At 74.3% G+C, this 17,270-nt stretch carries 16 protein-coding genes; 7 read left to right on the top strand and 9 right to left on the bottom strand.

The annotated features are described in order from the left end of the window. Window positions 1-82 precede the first annotated feature (82 nt). From ACLFMI_RS15300 to ACLFMI_RS15285, 4 genes are all read right to left on the bottom strand, one after another. Window positions 83-1,792, bottom strand: coding sequence for a ribonuclease J (locus ACLFMI_RS15300; protein WP_410948667.1), 1,710 nt, complete (start codon window positions 1,790-1,792; stop codon window positions 83-85). A gap of 104 nt (window positions 1,793-1,896) precedes the next feature. Continuing rightward, entirely contained in the window at window positions 1,897-2,922 is a 1,026-nt protein-coding gene (gene dapA, locus ACLFMI_RS15295; protein WP_410948520.1) for a 4-hydroxy-tetrahydrodipicolinate synthase, read from the bottom strand. A gap of 197 nt (window positions 2,923-3,119) precedes the next feature. Then, entirely contained in the window at window positions 3,120-4,784 is a 1,665-nt protein-coding gene (locus ACLFMI_RS15290) for an acetolactate synthase large subunit (RefSeq protein WP_410948519.1), read from the bottom strand. 106 nt (window positions 4,785-4,890) lie between these two features. Then, window positions 4,891-5,517: a TIGR03085 family metal-binding protein gene (locus ACLFMI_RS15285; RefSeq protein WP_410948518.1), complete on the bottom strand. Its 627-nt coding sequence runs from the start codon at window positions 5,515-5,517 to the stop codon at window positions 4,891-4,893. Window positions 5,518-5,763: 246 nt separating this feature from the next. On the opposite strand from ACLFMI_RS15285, the gene ACLFMI_RS15280 reads away from it, so the two are divergent. Together ACLFMI_RS15280 and ACLFMI_RS15275 are read left to right on the top strand one after the other, a co-directional pair. Beyond that, the gene (locus tag ACLFMI_RS15280) at window positions 5,764-7,080 is read left to right on the top strand and encodes an MFS transporter (protein WP_410948517.1); all 1,317 of its coding nucleotides are present in this window, start codon (window positions 5,764-5,766) and stop codon (window positions 7,078-7,080) included. A gap of 165 nt (window positions 7,081-7,245) precedes the next feature. After that, the gene (locus ACLFMI_RS15275) at window positions 7,246-7,989 is read left to right on the top strand and encodes a Crp/Fnr family transcriptional regulator (RefSeq protein ID WP_410948516.1); all 744 of its coding nucleotides are present in this window, start codon (window positions 7,246-7,248) and stop codon (window positions 7,987-7,989) included. Window positions 7,990-8,014: 25 nt separating this feature from the next. Here ACLFMI_RS15275 and thyX read toward each other — a convergent pair whose 3' ends face one another. Further along, window positions 8,015-8,794: an FAD-dependent thymidylate synthase gene (gene thyX / locus ACLFMI_RS15270; protein ID WP_410948515.1), complete on the bottom strand. Its 780-nt coding sequence runs from the start codon at window positions 8,792-8,794 to the stop codon at window positions 8,015-8,017. A 100-nt stretch (window positions 8,795-8,894) separates the two neighbouring features. Here thyX and ACLFMI_RS15265 point away from each other — a divergent pair, with 100 nt between their 5' ends. From ACLFMI_RS15265 to ACLFMI_RS15250, 4 genes are all read left to right on the top strand, one after another. Then, on the top strand, window positions 8,895-9,497 hold the full coding sequence (locus ACLFMI_RS15265; RefSeq protein ID WP_410948514.1) for a toxin-antitoxin system HicB family antitoxin: 603 nt from the start codon (window positions 8,895-8,897) through the stop codon (window positions 9,495-9,497). After that, the gene (locus ACLFMI_RS15260) at window positions 9,494-10,648 is read left to right on the top strand and encodes a DUF4097 family beta strand repeat-containing protein (protein ID WP_410948513.1); all 1,155 of its coding nucleotides are present in this window, start codon (window positions 9,494-9,496) and stop codon (window positions 10,646-10,648) included. Before ACLFMI_RS15265 ends, ACLFMI_RS15260 begins: the two co-directional genes overlap by 4 nt. 48 nt (window positions 10,649-10,696) lie before the next feature. Next, complete coding sequence (locus ACLFMI_RS15255) at window positions 10,697-11,170, top strand: nitroreductase/quinone reductase family protein (protein ID WP_410948512.1); 474 nt, start codon at window positions 10,697-10,699, stop codon at window positions 11,168-11,170. A gap of 98 nt (window positions 11,171-11,268) precedes the next feature. Further along, window positions 11,269-12,834, top strand: coding sequence for an AbgT family transporter (locus tag ACLFMI_RS15250; protein WP_410948511.1), 1,566 nt, complete (start codon window positions 11,269-11,271; stop codon window positions 12,832-12,834). A gap of 8 nt (window positions 12,835-12,842) precedes the next feature. On the opposite strand, the gene ACLFMI_RS15245 is transcribed toward ACLFMI_RS15250, so the two are convergent. After that, window positions 12,843-14,084 (bottom strand): winged helix-turn-helix domain-containing protein, encoded by a 1,242-nt coding sequence (locus ACLFMI_RS15245; RefSeq protein ID WP_410948510.1) that lies wholly within the window; start codon window positions 14,082-14,084, stop codon window positions 12,843-12,845. A gap of 121 nt (window positions 14,085-14,205) precedes the next feature. Continuing rightward, window positions 14,206-15,111 (bottom strand): intradiol ring-cleavage dioxygenase, encoded by a 906-nt coding sequence (locus ACLFMI_RS15240; RefSeq protein ID WP_410948509.1) that lies wholly within the window; start codon window positions 15,109-15,111, stop codon window positions 14,206-14,208. A gap of 117 nt (window positions 15,112-15,228) precedes the next feature. On the opposite strand from ACLFMI_RS15240, the gene ACLFMI_RS15235 reads away from it, so the two are divergent. Then, window positions 15,229-15,759 (top strand): GNAT family N-acetyltransferase, encoded by a 531-nt coding sequence (locus ACLFMI_RS15235; protein WP_410948508.1) that lies wholly within the window; start codon window positions 15,229-15,231, stop codon window positions 15,757-15,759. A gap of 1 nt (window position 15,760) precedes the next feature. Here ACLFMI_RS15235 and dapB read toward each other — a convergent pair whose 3' ends face one another. Further along, window positions 15,761-16,510: a 4-hydroxy-tetrahydrodipicolinate reductase gene (gene dapB / locus ACLFMI_RS15230; RefSeq protein ID WP_410948507.1), complete on the bottom strand. Its 750-nt coding sequence runs from the start codon at window positions 16,508-16,510 to the stop codon at window positions 15,761-15,763. 109 nt (window positions 16,511-16,619) lie between these two features. Further along, window positions 16,620-17,099: a DUF456 domain-containing protein gene (locus ACLFMI_RS15225; protein WP_410948506.1), complete on the bottom strand. Its 480-nt coding sequence runs from the start codon at window positions 17,097-17,099 to the stop codon at window positions 16,620-16,622. Window positions 17,100-17,270 lie beyond the last annotated feature (171 nt).

Genomic DNA, 17,270 nt, shown 5'->3' with positions numbered 1-17,270 from the left:
CGGGGCGATGATCGTTTTTTGGAGGCACTCCGTGCCCGTGAGTGGTTATCGTGGTCATAGCCGCGATAACCACTCACGGGCGCTATACCGCAATCACGGTGGGAACGATCATCGGCTTGCGCCGGTAGGTCTCCGACACCCAGCGCCCGACCACCCGGCGCACGCCCTGGGCGATCCGGTGCGGGTCGCCGACCCCCTCGCTCTCCAGCCGGGACAGCTCGTCCTCGACCAGCGGCTGGGCGGCGTCGAGCGCCTTCGGATCGTCCGAGAACCCGCGGCCGGACAGCGTCGGGCGGGACAGCGCACGGCCGGTCTTGTGGTCGATCGCGACCGTGATCGCGATGAAGCCGCCCTCGCCGAGGGTCAGCCGGTCCCCCAGGGTGTGCTCGCCGACGTCGCCGACGGCCAGGCCGTCGACGTAGACCTGGCCGACCTCGACCCGCCCGGTGATCCCGGCCCTGCCGTCCACCAGGTCGACGACCACGCCGTTCTCGGCGATCACGACCGACTCCTCCGGAACCCCCGTCCTCACCGCCAGCGCGGCGTTCGCGCGCAGGTGGCGCCACTCGCCGTGCACCGGCATGACGTTCGAGGGCCGGACCGCGTTGTAGAGGAACAGCAGCTCACCGGCCGGGGCGTGCCCGGACACGTGCACCTTGGCGTTGCCCTGGTGCACCACGGTGGCCCCCAGCCGGGTCAGACCGTTGATCACGCCGAAGACCGCGGTCTCGTTGCCCGGGATCAGCGAGCTGGCCAGGATGATCGTGTCGTCCGGCCGGATGGAGATGCTGCGGTGGTCGCCGCGGGCCATCCGGGACAGGGCCGCGAGCGGCTCGCCCTGCGACCCGGTGGAGACGAGGACCAGCTGGTCGTCGGGCAGCTTCATCGCCTCGTCGAGCTCGACGAGCAGCCCGTCCGGGATGTTGAGCAGCGAGTGGTCGTCGGCCAGGCCCATGTTGCGCAGCATCGACCGGCCGGTCAGGCAGACCTTGCGGCCGTTCGCGTGTGCGGCGTCGAGCACCTGCTGCACGCGGTGCACGTGGCTGGCGAAGCAGGCGAGGATGATCCGCGACGGGGCCCGCCGGACCAGGTCCGCGATCACCGGGCCGATCTCGGCCTCTGGCGTGACGAAGCCGGGGACCTCGGCGTTGGTGGAGTCGACCAGGAACATGTCGACGCCCTCCTCACCGAGCCGGGAGAACCCGGCCAGGTCGGTGAGCCGGCCGTCGAGGGGCAGCTGGTCGAGCTTGATGTCGCCGGTGTGCAGCACCAGACCGGCGGGCGTGCGGATGGCGACCGCGATCGCGTCCGGGATGGAGTGGTTCACCGCGAAGTACTCGCAGTCCCAGCGCCCGTGCGTCTGCCGGTCGCCGGCCTGCACCTCCTGCAGGTGCGGGGTCAGGCGGTGCTCCTTGCACTTGGCCGCGACCAGGGCGAGCGTGAACCGCGACCCGATGACCGGGAGGTCCGGGCGCATCCGCAGCAGCCACGGGACGGCACCGATGTGGTCCTCGTGGCCGTGCGTGAGGACCAGGGCGTCGATGTCGTCGAGCCGGTTCTCGATGGCCCGGAAGTCCGGCAGGATCAGGTCCACGCCGGGCGAGTCGTCGGAGGGGAACAGCACCCCGCAGTCGACGACCAGCAGCCGCCCCTCGTACTCGAAGACCGTCATGTTGCGGCCGACCTCGCCGATGCCGCCGAGCGCGAAGGTGCGCAGACCGCCCTTCGCGAGGGCGGGCGGCGGGGCGGCCGGCAGCTCCGGCCGGACGATCTCCTCGGGCGGGGCGCTCAGGCCACGCCCCGCGGGGCGGTTGCGACGGTCGTTGCGCTGGGGACTCACAGGGGTTCGTGCCTCACAGGGTCAGGTTCGTACGGGAACGGGGCGCCGGGACTTGCTCAACGGTGGTACGCGACCTCGGCGCCGATGTCGGTGGCGGTGCGCCCGCCGAGGGCACCGTGGCCCGGCTGGATGTGCCGGCTGCCGGGCCGGGCCTGTGGATCGAGCGCCACCCCGGCGACGGCGAGGTCCCCGGCGATCGCGGCGATCTGCTCCTCGGTGGCGGGCGGCAGCGGCAGCCGGGTGGTGCCGACGTCGATGCCGCGCAGCCGCAGCGCGGTCTTGGCGAACACCGCGCCGCCGACCCGGCCCATCGCGCGGATCACCGGCAGCATCGCGTAGTGCAGGGCCCGGGCCCGGTCGTGCTCACCGGCGTCGTAGGCGTCCAGCAGCGCGCGCAGCCGGTCGGCGACCACGTGCCCGATCACCGAGACGAAGCCGACCGCACCGACCGAGAGCCACGGCAGGTTCACCGGGTCGTCACCGGAGTAGTACGCCAGCGTGGTGGTGGCCAGCACCTCGGTACCGACCCGCAGGTCGTTGCGGGCGTCCTTGACCGCGACGATCCGCGGGTGCTGGGCCAGCCGCTGGAAGGTCTCCACGTCGATCCCGATCACGCTGCGCGGCGGGATGTCGTAGAGCAGCACCGGCAGCTCGGTCGCGTCGGCCACCGCCGTGAAGTGCGCGATCAGCCCCTCCTGGGGCGGACGCGAGTAGTACGGCGTCACCACGAGCAGGCCGTGCGCGCCGGCGCGCTCGGCACCGCGGGCGAGCTCGATCGAGTGCGCGGTGTCGTAGGTGCCGGCCCCGCTGACGATCGTGGCCCGGTCCCCCACCGCCGAGACGACCGCGCGGATCAGCGCGGCCTTCTCGGTGTCCGAGGTGGTGGGGCCCTCCCCGGTGGTGCCGTTGACGACGAGCCCGTCGTTGCCCAGGTCCACCAGGTGGGTCGCCAGCTCCTCGGCCTTGGCCAGGTCGAGCTCCCCGTCGGCGTCGAACGGCGTGACCATCGCGGTCAGCACCTCACCGAACGGGCGACGCGGCGGGTGCAGCGCCGACGCGGGGGTCTGGGGGCCGGAGTCCATGGGTGCTGACGGTACCGCTCCGGACGGTCCGGTCCAGCGCCCGGCGCTGATATCCCGCCGGGCGCGGCGCGGTGCGGCCCGACGTCGGCCGGCCGATCCCGGAGCATCGACCGGCATGTCCCGGATCGACCGGCAGGTCCCGGGTCCCCGTCCGGCGGCGTGTCCGGCCGCGGCCCGGGACGCCCGGTGGGGACCGGTCAGAACGGACCGGTCAGCTCCCCGAGCCGCTCGGTCAGCCGCAGGTTCTCCCGGTAGTCCACCGGGCAGGCGATCACCGACACCCCGCCCGAGTCCAGGGCCGTGCGCAGCGTCGGCAGCAGCTCGTCGGCCGCGGTGACCCGGAACCCGGCGGCGCCGAAGCTCTCCGCGTAGGCGACCAGGTCGGGGTTGCCGAACCGGACGTTGCTGTGCCGACCCTGCTCGAGGTCCATCTTCCACTCGATCAGCCCGTAGGCGTCGTCCACCCAGACCAGCACGGTCAGCGGGATCTCCTCCCGCACCGCGGTCTCGATCTCCTGTGAGTGCATCAGGAACGCCCCGTCGCCGACCGCGGCGAGCACGTTCCGATCCGGGTGCACCAGCGCGGCGGCCAGCGCTCCGGGCAGCGCGAACCCCATGGTGGACAGGCCGTTGGAGATCAGGCAGGTGTTCGGGGCGTAGGTCGGGTAGAGCCGCGCCATCCACATCTTCACCGCACCGGTGTCCGCGAGCACGACGTCCTCGCGGCCCAGCGCCGCCCGGGTGTCGGCCACGACCCGCTGCGGGGTCAGCGGGAACCGGTCGTGGGCCGCGCCGCAGGCCAGCTCGTCGGCGAGCATCTCCCGGATCTCCGACGAGGCGGCCGCGCTGCCGCGGTACGGGCCGGGCACGGCCGCGCCGAGCGCGGTCAGCGATCGCGACAGGTCACCCTCGATGCCGGTCGCGAGCGAGTAGTGATCGTCCACCTCGGCCGGGGACCGGTGCACGTGGACGATCTCCTTGTCCCGGTTCGGGTTGATCTTGACCGGGTCGAACTCCTGCAGCTCGTAGCCGATCGCGACGATCACGTCGGCGGCGTCGAAGCCGAAGTTGGCATAGTCGTGGCGCATGAACCCGACGGCGCCGAGCGCCAGCCGGTGGTCGTCCGGGAACACCCCCTTGCCGTGGAACGTGGTCGCCACCGGCACGTCCCACTGCTCGGCCAGCGCCAGCAGCGCGGCGGCCGCGTCGTCGCGCGTCGCGCCGTGCCCGGCCAGCAGGATCGGTGATCGAGCCCGCCCGAGGACCTCGGCCGCCCTGGCCACCTGGGCGGGCGACGGCTCCTCGGCGCGGACCCGGTCGGGTGGCAGCGGGGCCGCGGTCGGTGGGGCCGGGGAACCCTCGACGTCCTCGGGCACGGCCAGGTAGGTGGCGCCGGGCCGCTCGGTCTGCGCGGTCTTGAACGCACGCCGCACCGTCTCCGGTACCGCCTCCGGCGTGAACACCAGCTCGGACCACTTGGTGATCGGCCGGAACAGGCTCACCAGGTCGACCGCCTGGTGCGACTCCTTGAAGATCCGGTCCAGCCCGACCTGGGCGGACAGCGCGACCACCGGTGTGGAGTTGGTGGTCGCGTCGGCCACGCCGAGCTGCAGGTTGATCGCGCCCGGACCGAGCGTGGCCGAGCAGACACCGGCCCGGCCGGTGAGCCGCCCGTAGATCTCGGCCATGAACGACGCCGCCTGCTCGTGCCGGGCCAGCAGGTAGCGGATCGGGGCGGCATCCAGCGCGTCGACCAGCCCGATGTTCTCCTCGCCCGGGACGCCGAAGACGTACTCGACGCCCTCGGCCTCCAGGCACCGGACGATCAGGTGGGCGGTCGTGTCCTGGGCCGCGGAGCTCACGGGCCGACCCTACGACGGCCGTGGCCGTCCCGCTCCGGACAGCGCCCGTACCGGGGAGGACGGCCGGGTCGCTCTCCTCGGCCGCACCCGTGCCGGTGCGCGGCGGTCACAGACCGCCGGGGACGGCCCGGTAGGCCTCGACGTCGGCCGGCAGGCCGGTGACCTCCACCCGGGCCGTGTCCCGGCCGAAGGCGTGCAGCACCAGCTCGGCCGGGTCGCCGGTCACGGTGACCAGCCCCTGGCCGGTCGCGACGACCTGCTGGGCGCCCTCCGGGCGCTGCAGCACCACGCCGACCGGGCTGCGCCGGAACAGCAGCTTCGCCATCGACGACAGCATGGTCCACAACTGGTCGTCGCGTCCCGGGTCGGCCGGGCGCGGCTCCCAGCCCGGCTCACCCCGGCGCAGGTCCTCGTGGTGGACGAAGAACTCGCCGCCGTTGGCGATCTCGTCCACCTTGCCCAGCCTGAACGGCGACCAGCCGGGTGGGCCCTTCCGCAGGTCGGCGATCATGTTCGGCCAGGCCTCGCCGGCGTAGGTGGCCATCGCCTTGTCGGTCACCGCCGACAGGGCCGGCACCACGATCCCCGCCGCGTTCCACGGCTGGCGCTCCCGGACGAGCAGGTGGGTGAGCAGGTCACGGGCGTTCCAGCCCTCGCAGAGCGTCGGCCGGTCCGGGCCGGAACGCTCGAACTCGTCGCAGATGGCGGCACGTTCGTCGGTCGCGAGGCTCACCGGTCCGACCGTAGTACCGCCCGGTCCCGGCTGCCGTGCGGCGCACCGGGAACCGCCCGGCACGGCGAACGGTGCGACGAGCGGCGGACAAACGGTCGACAGAAAGTTGATGCCGCGACGCAGTTCTGTAGCCAGTGATACAGACCCCGTCCGCCCGGCTCCGCATACTCCTGCCGTCCCGATCGACGCGCCGCATCCGGGCGCCTCGACGGCCACCCACACCGTGATCTCGAAGGGGAGAACCAGGTGACGGATACCGCTGCCGGGCAGCCACCGAAGTCGATGCGCCGGATCGCGCTCGCGAGCATGACCGGGACGGTCATCGAGTTCTACGACTTCTTCATCTACGGCACCGCCGCCGCGCTGGTGTTCAACAAGGTCTTCTTCCCCGAGCTGGGGGCCGCCGCGGGCACCGCGCTGGCCCTGGCCACCTTCGGCGTCGCGTTCGTCGCCCGCCCGTTCGGCTCGATCCTGTTCGGCCACTTCGGGGACCGGCTGGGCCGCAAGGGAACCCTGGTCACGACGCTGCTGCTGATGGGCTTCTCGACGCTGGCGATCGGCCTGCTGCCCACCACCGGGACGATCGGCGTCCTGGCCCCGATCGCGCTGGTCGTGCTGCGGGTCGTGCAGGGTCTGGCGGTCGGCGGCGAGTGGGCCGGCGCCACCCTGCTCACCGCGGAGAACGCACCGACCAGGGCCCGCGGCAAGTACGCGCTGTTCCCGCAGCTCGGCCCGTCGGTCGCGTTCGCGCTGGCCTCGGCCACGTTCCTGATCACGGCGCTGACCATGAGCAACGAGGCGTTCGTCGCCTGGGGCTGGCGGATCCCGTTCATCGGCTCGGTCCTGCTGGTCGCCGTCGGGCTCTACGTCCGGCTCGCACTGGAGGAGACCGCCACCTTCAAGCAGAGCAGGTCGGCGACCGGCGCGACCCGGCTCCCGGTCGCCGAAGTGTTCACCTCCCGCCCGGCCGCGGTGTTCCTCGGCGCCGGCTCGACGACCGCGGTGTTCGCCTTCTTCTACATCGGCGTCACCTACCTGACCAGCTACGGCACCCAGAACCTCGGGCTGACGCGGCCGACCGTGCTGGCGATGGGCATCGTCGGCGGCATCGTGTTCGCGCTGACCACGATCGGCGGCGCGATCCTGTCCGACCGGATCGGGCGCCGGAAGGTGGTCGTCTACGGCAACGTCGCCTCGGTCGCGGCCGGCATCGTCGCGTTCCCGATCATCGACATCGGCACCGCGTGGTCGTTCGGCCTCGGCCTGTGCGTGGTGCTCGGCGTCGTCGGCATCGCGTACGGCCCGATCGGCGCGCAGCTGCCGGAGCTGTTCCCGACCCGGTTCCGCTACACCGGCGCCGGGATCGCCTACAACCTGGCCGGCGTGTTCGGCGGCGGCATCGTGCCGCTGATCTCCACGGCCCTGGTGCCGCTCTTCGGCAGCCTCGCGATCGGCGCCCTGCTCGCCGCGGTCTCCGCGCTCAGCCTGGCCTGCACGCTGGCCCTGCCGCAGACCGACGCCGACTCGCTCGCCGCCCAGGACGCCCAGCTCGCCACCGTCTGACCCGGTCCGCGGACACCGCCCGGCCCGGTCGCCGGCGGCGCCCGCACCACCCGGACGGGCCGGGACCGCAGGGCGATCAGCCTTCCGGTCCCGGCCCCGTCCGGGCTACCGTGCGCGGCAACCGGGCGCCGTCGGGGTCACCCGGCGGCGGACCGGGAGGCCACGGTGTCCGAGGCGTCGGTGGGCCGGGCGCGCGGCGGGGCCCGCGTCGCGGAGGCCGCGCCGCCCGACGACGCGCCCGTCTCGCCGTTCCTGACCGAGCCTCCGGGTGAGCTCACCGAGCGGCTCGCCGCGCTCGGCACCGCCCGGCACTACGCCCGCGGCGAGTTCGTCTACCGGCAGGGCGAGACCTCCACCCGCTTCCACCTGGTCCGTACCGGCCGGGTCCGGATCTACCTGCACCGACCGGACGGCTCGGAGCGCGCGCTGGCCTACGCCGAGCCCGGTGCCACCCTCGGTGAAGCGGCCTGCGTGGACGGCCGGCCGCGACACCTGGCCTCGGTCGTCACCCAGCCCTCGGAGATCGTCGCCGTCACCCGCGACGCCCTGCTCGACGCCGCCCGGGACGCCCCGGAGCTGCTGCTGGAGCTGACCCGCCGGATCGCCTACAAGCAGCGGGTGATGCAGCTGCACGTGCTGATCGAGGGGCTGCCCGCCCGCGAGCGAGTGGTCCTGCTGCTCGGGCACCTGGTCGAGGCCTACGGCGAGGTCGCACTGGACACCACCACCCGGCTGTCCATCCGCCCGGCCGTGGACGAGCTGGGCCTGCTGGTCGGGCTCACCCGGGTCACGATGAGCCGGGAGCTGTCCCGGCTGGTGGCCGAGGGACTGGTAGGCAAGGACGGCCGGACGATCGTCGTGCGGGACGTCCCGGACCTGCGCCGCCGGGTGCACGCCGTCCTGGCCTGAGTGTGGTCCTGGCCCGAATGGACGGTCAGCCCTCGGTGACCAGGGGACTGGAGGCGATCTCGGTGCCGTCGTCGAGGGCCTGGATCTCGAAGTCGGCGAACGCGTTCGGCACCTCGTCCTGCAGCCGCCGCAGGCACGCGACGGCGAGCCCGCGGATCTCGACGTCGGCGTGCTCGGAGGCGCGCATCGCGATGAAGTGCCGCCACGCCCGGTAGTTCCCGGTAACGACGATCCGGGTCTCGGTCGCGTTCGGCAGCACCGAGCGCGCGGCCTGGCGGGCCTGCTTGCGGCGCAGCGTCGCGCTGCTGCCCCCACCCGCCCCGTCGCCGGCGAACCGCTCCTCCAGCCCGGCCAGCAGCCGCTGGTAGGCGGTGACGGCGTCGGCCGTCGCCTGCTCGAACAGCGCGTGCAGCTCCGGATCGGCGGCGATCACGTCCGGCTCGACCATCGCGGCGTCGTCTTCCGGGACGTAGCGCTGGGACAGCTGCGAGTAGGAGAAGTGCCGGTGCCGGATCAGCTCGTGCGTCAGCGAGCGGGAGAGGCCGGTCAGGTAGAAGGTCGCCGAGCCGTGTTCGAGCACCGACAGGTGCCCGACCTCGAGGATGTGCCGGATGTAGCCGGCGTTGGTCGCGGTCCGCGGGTTCGGCTTGTCCCAGGACTGGTAACAGGCCCGCCCGGCGAACTCGGCGAGCGCCTGGCCACCGCCGGCGTCGGTGCTCCACCCGATGTCGGCCGGTGGGAGGAACTCCGTCCGGGCGACGAGTTGCACGGTCATCGGCACGGTCTTCGGCGCGGCCTCCGGCATGGGCGTGAGAGTAGGCGACCGCACCGTCCGGCCCGGCGTGACACCGCGTGCCGCCACATCGTGGTTGCGACGACGCCACCGATGACGCCATAGTGATGTCATGGATCTCACCCCGTACGTCGCGCAGCTGCGCGACGACCTCGCCGCCGCCGCGGCCGCGGGCGACGAGCAGACCCGCCGCACCGCGGCCCTGCTCGGCTCGGCGATCGAGCCCGCCGCCCGGTTGGCGATCATGAACGCCCTCTCCGACCTGGCGTCCGAGGCGACCGCCGCGCTCGGCGACCGTTCGGTCGAGGTCCGGCTGCACGGCCGCGACGTCCGGGTCTCGGTCGACGGCGGGGCCACCGGCACCGCATCGCAGGCCGGCCCCGCCGCCCCCGCCGAGCCCGCGGGCGAGGCGCCGGGCACCGGCGGGTCGCCGGGCGGCAGCGGGTCCCCGGGTGGCTTCCCGGGCTCGGGCGGCTCCCCGGGCGGCGGCGGGTTCCCCGGCGCCGGCTCGCCCTTCGGTGCCGACGCGGGTGACATCAGCCGGGTCACGCTGCGGATCGTCGAGCAGATCAAGGCGCAGGCCGAACGGGCCGCCCAGTCGCAGGGTGTCTCGCTGAACACCTGGGTCTCGCAGGCCGTGCAGGGCGCGCTGCACGCCGCCGAGGGCCGGGACCCGCGCAGCGGGCGCAACCTGAAGGGCTGGGTACAGGGATGACCGACGAGCCGAACACGCAGGGCCGGGACCTCCCGCAGCCCGCTGAGCAGGACTTCCAGGGGCCGGACGACACCGCGGCCACGGACCCCGGGCCGGGCACCGGGGCAGGGACCGGGCCGGGCTCCGGTCCGGGCGCCGCCCCGGACTCCGGGTCCGGCTCCGGTTCGGGCGGGACGGGCACCGGCACCGGGCCGGAAGCCGGCACCCGGCGAGAGCGCTTCGACTGCACCGGTCCGGCCGAGCTGGAGATCGCCACCGGCGGCGGCCGGGTCCGGGTGGACCTGGTCGAGGGCGCGGACGAGGTACGGGTCGCGGTGGCCGCGGACCGGCCGCCTGGAACGCCGTGGTCCGGCGGGCTCGGCGGCCTGCTGGACTGGATCGGCAGCTCGATGACCGGCGGCCCGGCCGCCGGGGCGGGCTGGTCCGGCCGCGGGTTCGAGCCGATCGCCGGGGCGCCGTGGGAGGCCACCGGCGACCCGAGCGCGGACGCCGTCGACGCCGTGCAGATCAGCTGGTCCGCCGACGGTCGCCGGCTGGTGCTCCGCGGCCCGGAGGACCCGACGCTCGGCGCGGTCCCGCTGGCCGTCACGGTCAGCGCGCCGGCGGGCTCCCGCCCCGCCGTCCGCACCGGCGCGGCCGGGGTGGAGCTGACCGGCCGGGCCGACCGGGCCTCGGTGCGCACCGGCTCGGGGACCGCGCGGGTGGCCGAGGTGACCGGCGACGCCGAGGTCACCACCGGCAGTGGCGGCATCGACCTCGGCTCGTGTGGGGGCCGGGCGAACCTGCGCACCGGTGGCGGGGTGGTCGAGGTCGGGTCGCTGGGCGGGCCGTCACGGGTCCGGACCGGGAGCGGCGACATCAAGCTCGGTGAGCTGACCGGCGACCTGGAGATCCGCAGCGGGTCCGGTGACGTCGTGCTCGCCGACGCCGTGTCCGGTGAGGTCGTGCTCGGCACCGGCTCCGGCAACGTCCGGGTGGGCGTGCACTCCGGCGTCGCCGCGGCGCTGGACCTCTCGACCGGCTCCGGCCGGGCCCGCAGCGAGCTCGACGTGCACGGCGGCGACCCCGCGACCGCACCCGGGCTGCGGCTGCGCGGGCGCACCGGCAGCGGAGACGTCCTGGTCACCCGGGCCGCGGCGGCCGCGGCCTGACCGCTGCTCACCCGGCCGAGTCATCTCCACCACCGAGACACTCGACGGGTGAGCCACCGGCGTAAGGTCGGGCCCGTGGAGCGCAGCGAGATCGTCCGAGCGAACGCGTCGATGGCCACCCGGGTGCTGGGCATGCCTGCGGCGCCGGTCCCCGACGGTGGCTACGCGCTGCGCGTGCTGCGCACCCGCGGCCGGCACAGCGGCGCGGACCGCGACACCCCGATCGGCGTGGTCGGCCACGACGGGGCCCACTACCTGGTCTCCCCCGAGGACACCCGGGACTGGGTGCGCAACCTGGACGCCGATCCGCGGTGCACCCTGCTCGCCGCCGACGCCGCGAGCGCCGGCACCGCGGTCCGGCCGGACCCGGACGCGGCCGCCGCCGCGGTGCGCACCTACCTGCGGGCGCTCGACATGCCGTGGGCGCGGCAGGCGTTCCCGGTCGGCCCGGACTCCGCGACCGCCGAGGTGAGGGCCCACATGCCGCCGATCTCGGTGTTCCGGATCGACCCCGCCCGGTAACCGGGCCTCGACTTCGGACCGTCCCTCCCTCGTGGCGCCCCCGGACGGGTCCGGGTTAGCCTCCCGCTCGTCGTGACCGGCCCGTCGGGGGGAGCCACGTGAACGCACCGGACCGGACCGTGCAGGAGCGGCCGACCCGGCTCGCCCGCGTGCTTCGTGTGATCGAGCGGGCCGGCAACCGGCTGCCGGACCCGGTGATCCTCTTCGTGGTGCTGTCGCTGGCCCTGGCCGCGCTGAGCGCCGTGCTCGCCGCGGCCGGACTGTCCGCGCAGGTCCCCGGCCAGGACGAGGTCACCCCGATCCGCAGCCTGCTGACCGGCGAGGGCCTGCGGTTCGCCCTCACCGAGGCGGTGCCCAACTTCGTCGAGTTCCCGCCGCTCGGGACGATCATCGCGGTGCTGCTGGGCATCGCCGTCGCCGACCGCAGCGGGCTGCTGCCGACCCTGCTGCGGGTCTCGGTGCTGCGCGCGCCGCGCCGGCTGGTGACCCCGGCGCTGATGCTCGCCGGTGTCTGCGGGTCGGTCGCCTCGGACGCCGCCTTCATCGTGCTGATCCCGCTGGGCGCCATGGTGTTCCGGACGCTGGGCCGCAACCCGGCGGTGGGTGCGGTCGCCGCGTTCGTCTCGGTGGGCGCCGGGTACGACGCGAGCATCTTCGTCACCGCCACCGACGTGCTGCTGAGCGGGATCACGAACTCGGCGGCCGCGATCGTCGACCCGTCGATCCAGCTCACCGCGCTGTCCAACTACTGGTTCAGCGTGGTGAGCGCGGTGGTGATCGCGATGGCGGCCGCGGTCGTCGTGGACCGGGTGGTGGAGCCGACGGCCGAGCGCACCGAGGAACCGGACGCCGACGGCTCGGCCGGAGCCGACGCGGCCGGGCCGGAGGCGGAAAGCGCCGAAGCGGCCGCCGCGCGGGTCTCGCCGGAGCAGGTCCGCGGCCTGCGCGACGCGGGCCTGACCCTGCTCGGCGCGCTCGTGCTGTACGCCGCGGTGTGGCTGCCGCCGGGGTCGCCGCTGCGCGATCCGGACGACGGCACCCTGGTTCCCTCGCCGTTCCTGGACGGCATCGCGGCGGTGCTGCTGCTGACCTTCCTCGCCGTCGGCATCGCGTACGGCCTGCGAGTCGGCACCATCCGCCGTCCGGCCGACGTGCCGCGGCTGATGCGCGAGGGCCTGGGCGAGATCGTCCCGATCCTGGTGCTGTTCTTCGTGATCGCCCAGTTCCTGGCCTGGTTCACCTGGAGCGGCATCGGGCAGTGGATCGCGGTCTCCGGCGCCGACCTGTTGCGGACCCTCGGTGCACCGGCGCCGCTGCTGCTCTTGCTGACCGTGCTGCTGGTGTTCGTGCTCGGACTGGTGATCACGTCCGGGTCGGCGCAGTGGTCGCTGCTGGCCCCGGTGCTGGTGCCGATGCTGCTGCTGGTCGGGATCGAGGCCGACCAGACGATGGCCGCGTTCCGGATCGGTGACTCGGTGGCGAACTCGCTCACCCCGATGAGCCCGTACTTCGCGGTCGCGCTCGGGTTCCTGCAGCGCTACAAGCGGGACGCCGGTATCGGCACCCTGATCTCGATGACGCTGCCGATCTGCGTGACGATGTTCGTGGTGTGGACGGCGCTGTTCCTGGCCTGGGTCTCGATCGGCCTCCCGCTGGGGGTGTGACGGCCCGCTCAGCCGGCCGCGCTGCGCAGCGGGCCGGCCAGGTTCCCCCGCTCCCCCACCGCGATGCCGTCCAGGCCCAGCCACCGCGCCATCGTCGCCAGCTCGCCCGCGAGCTCGGCGGCGATCCGGGACTCCGGGAACGGTGCGCCGGGCTCGGCGAACGCGCCGGGCACCCGCAGCACCCCGGCCGTCCGGTCGGCCTTGAGGTCCACCCGGCCGGCGAGCTCGCCGTCGAGCAGGAACGGGAAGACGTAGTAGCCGTACTCGCGCTTCGGGCCGGGGACGTAGATCTCGATCCGGTAGCGGAACCCGAAGATCCGCTCGGTGCGCTCGCGCTCCCAGACCAGCGGGTCGAACGGGCACAGCAGTGCCCGGCCGGGCACCGACCGGGGCACGCTCGCGGCCGGGTCCCGGTAGGCCGGTTTCGCCCAGCCGCGCACCGCCACCTGTTCCAGCTCGCCGGCGTCCACCAGCTCGGTGATCGCGGTCCGGGTCCGCTCCGGCCCGAGCCGGTAGTAGTCCCGCAGGTCGGTCTCGGTGCCGACGCCGAGCGCCGACGCGGACCGGGCCACCAGGACACGGGCCGCCGCCTCCGGGTCGGGAGCCGGCGCGGCGCGCACCTTCTCCGGGATCACCCGCTCGGGCAGGTCGTAGCGCCGCTCGAAGTGCCGCCGGGTACCGACGGCGAGCTCGCCGGTCGCGAACAGGTACTCGCAGACCTGCTTGACCTCGGAGCGCTCCCACCAGGTCGCGCCCGGCGGGCGCGGCCGGACCTCGCCGGCCCGGCCCTCGGGTGCGAGCGCCTTCTCGATCGCACCGGCCCCGATCGGCCCCCGCCCGGCGACGACGTCGCGGATGTCGCCGGCCAGCGACGGGTGCTTCTCCAGCAGCGGGCCGTAGAACCGCCACCAGCGACGCGGCAGCACCCGGTGCCCGAGCAGCGGCCAGTCCTCGACCGGCACCAGGCTGGCCTCGTGCGCCCAGGTCTCGAACAGCAGCCGCGGCCGGCGCGCGGTCGGGTGCCACGCGGCGTCGTCCAGCAGCGAGGTCGGGTAGCTCCCGAGCCGACTGAACAGCGGCATGTAGTGCGCCCGCACGGCGACGTTCACCGAGTCCAGCTGCAGCAGCTTGACCCGGCCCAGCACCCGCTGCAGGTGCCGCCGGGTCACCGCCCCGGACGGCCGGGGGTCGGTGAAGCCCTGGGCCGCGAGGAAGGCACGCCGGGCCACGTCCGCCGATATCGTCCGCACGGGTCGGATGCTGCCACGGGCCACCGACAACAACCGCCGACGCCCCGTGGGGCCCGCCGGCGGGGGCGTACCACGCCGGCGGGTGGTGTCCGCGCGGACCCGGGGCCACCGCGCGGCGCCGTCAGCTGCCCGGGGGCGGACCGTCCGGCGGGGTGCCGCCGGGACCGCCGCCGGCGGGGGCGTTGCCACCGGCCGGCTCGGTCGTGGTGTCCACCGGCACCGTGAGCGCGACCGCGTAGCCGGCCGTGGTGTCGCCGGTGACCGTGCCGAGCTGGCTCGCGCCGCCGTCGTCACCGAAGACGTTGTCGCCGTCCAGGGTGACCCCGGCGAGGGTGTCGACCGAGGACTCGTAGCCGGCGGTGGCGTAAACCGCATCGCAGGCGTCCTTCGGCAGCGCCACCTGGGAGGTGGCGATCGCGTTGCCGGAGTCGGTGATGGAGGCCTGGTCGGGATAGGCCTCGAAGTGGATGTGCGGCCACCGGCCCGAGTAGCAGGCCGGGAAGATGCTGGTGAAGCGGACCTTCCCGACGGCGTCGGCGATCTGGACCCCACGCAGGTAGTTCTCGTTCTCCAGGCCCTCGGCGTAGAGCGAGTAGTTGCCGTCCCGGTCGCAGTGCCAGACGTAGACCGCGGTCCCGGCGAACGGGGCCCCGCCGTTCGCGAGGTCGGTGATGGTCAGTTCCAGGGTCATCGGGACGCCCTGCGCGACCGCGCTGCCGGTGCCGAAGCTGGACCGGATGTCGCTGCGGACCACGCCGCCGTCGGACAGCGCGTTCGGGCCGTTCGAACCGTCGCCGGGATACGGCCCGGCGGTCTCGTCCGGGATCTCGCCCGGCGAGGTCGCGCTCGCGGAGGTGCCGCAGGCGGCCAGGCCGGCGGTGACCGCCCCGAGGCCGAGCACGGTCAGCATCCGGCGTCGGTTGAACAGGGTGCCCAGGTCGAAGCCGAGACCCTGGTCGACGAGCTCGTCATCGGGGCGGGGCAGCGGGCGGCCCTGGTAGCGGGGGTCCGATCGTCGTTCGATCACGGAGTCCACTCTCGTCGCGCTTCCTGAGCGGCGGCCCGGTGCCGGCTGTGCGTCCGCTGTGAGCCGGTGTGCGGGGTGGGTGGGACGTCTCCCCGGCCGCAGGGTAGGCATGGTCCCATGGCCACCGCGACCGTCCGCCCCGCCACCGATGACGACGTCGACGCGATCGTGGGCATCCAGGCCCGGACCTGGCGCGCCGCCTACGCCGGCCTGGTCCCGGACGAGGCCCTGGACGGCCTGGAGTCCGAGGCCGCCCGCACGGCCTGGACCGACGCGGTGCACGCCGGCGAGGGCTACCACCTGCTGGTCGCCCGAGAGGGTGACGAGATCGTCGGGTTCTGCGCGGCGGCTCGCTACGCCGGCGCCGACGACCTGTCGATCGCCGAGGTCTCGGCGCTGCTGGTGGAGCCGCGGTGGGGCCGGCGCGGACACGGCGGGCGGCTGCTCGCCACGGCCGCCGCCGCACTGCGCGAGGCCGGCTCGGAGACCGGGCGGGCGTGGGTGCCGGAGTCCGATGCCGCGTCCCGGGCCTTCTACGCGCGGGCCGGCTGGGAGCCCGACGGCGCCGTCCGCACCCTGGACACCGGCAGCGGCACGCTGCGCGAGGTTCGGGTCACCGGGACCCTGGACCTGCGCCTGGTGGAGTGAGTCAGGTCAGCCCCAGCAGCGGCTCGAGCCCGATCGTCAGGCCCGGCCGGTCCCGGACCGCGCGCACCGCGAGCAGCACGCCCGGCATGAACGACGACCGGTTCATCGAGTCGTGCCGCATCGTGAACACCTCGCCGTCGGTGCCGAGGATGACCTCCTGGTGCGCGACCAGGCCGGGCATCCGCACCGCGTGCACGTGGACGCCGTCGACGACCGCGCCGCGGGCCCCGTCCGGATCGGTGGTGGTGGCGTCCGGCACCGCGCCCAGCCCGGCCTCGGCGCGGGCGGCCGCGACCACCGACGCGGTGCGCGCCGCGGTCCCGGACGGCGCGTCGACCTTGCCGGCGTGGTGCAGCTCGACGATCTCGGCCGAGTCGAAGAACCGCGCGGCCTGCCCGGCGAAGTGCATCATCAGCACCGCGCCGACACCGAAGTTCGGGGCCACCAGCACCGAGCCGGAGCCGTGCCGGTCCAGGATCGCGCGCACCTCGTCGAACTTCGCGGCGTCGAACCCGCTGGTCCCGACGACCGGGGCGACGCCACGGGTGACGCACGCCCGCACGTTGTCCAGGGCCGCACCGGGGTGGGTGAAGTCGACCGCGACGTCCGCGCCCTCCAGGGCGGACAGGTCGTCGCCGTCGTCCAGCGCCGCCACCAGCTCGGTGTCCTCGGCGCCCTCGACGGCCCGGCACACCTCCGAGCCCATCCGGCCCTTCGCGCCCAGCACCGCCACCCGGATCGTCCCGCTCACCCGCACACCTCTTTCCCGACGTCGTGATCGCGGGCGAGTCTAGGCGGCCCGGTCCGACGGCGGCGGCGCGCTCCCGCGGCTCCGGCCGCGCCGGCGGCCTGGCGGCCCGCTACCCCACCACCAGTCCGCCGATCCAGACCGCGGTCGCCACGAGCCCGGCCGCGAGCTCGATCAGGATGCTCCACCCGACCGCGGTGAGCGCCTCGCGCGCCGAGCGCCAGGCCGTCGCCGCGTCCGGGAGCCGGACCAGCTCGGCCAGCCACACCCCCAGCACGAATCCGAGGAACAGGCCCACCACCGGGATCACGAAGAACCCGATGACGCCGAGCACCGCGCCGGCCAGCAGGGTCCGGGTGGGCACCCCGGACGCCTTGAGCCGCCGGCCCGGGAGCAGGTACTTCGCGACCTGCCCGGCCACGGTGACCAGCACCGCGATCCCGAGCACCCACCAGCCGACCGCGTCCGTGCGCGGCACCGCCCAGACCGCCACCCCGCCGACGATCAGCAACGGACCGGGCAGCACCGGGAGCACGATCCCGGCCAGCCCGACCGCGATCATCGCGCCGGCCAGCACCGCGAGCCACACCATGGCACCAGAGTGCCAGGAGCGCCTGTGAGTGGTTATCGCGGTCAGGACCGCGTGTCCTGTCTCAGCACATCTGCGACAGATCTGTCTCAACACATCGAGGACAGGTTGTTGGTGGTTGTGGTCCGCTGGTAGCGGACGCTGCGGTCGAGGGTAAGGCTGGCGGTGACTGCG

It is taken from the genome of Pseudonocardia nantongensis, assembly GCF_046546495.1.
Lineage (GTDB): Bacteria > Actinomycetota > Actinomycetes > Mycobacteriales > Pseudonocardiaceae > Pseudonocardia > Pseudonocardia nantongensis.
This window is presented reverse-complemented; position numbering and strand designations above follow the sequence as displayed.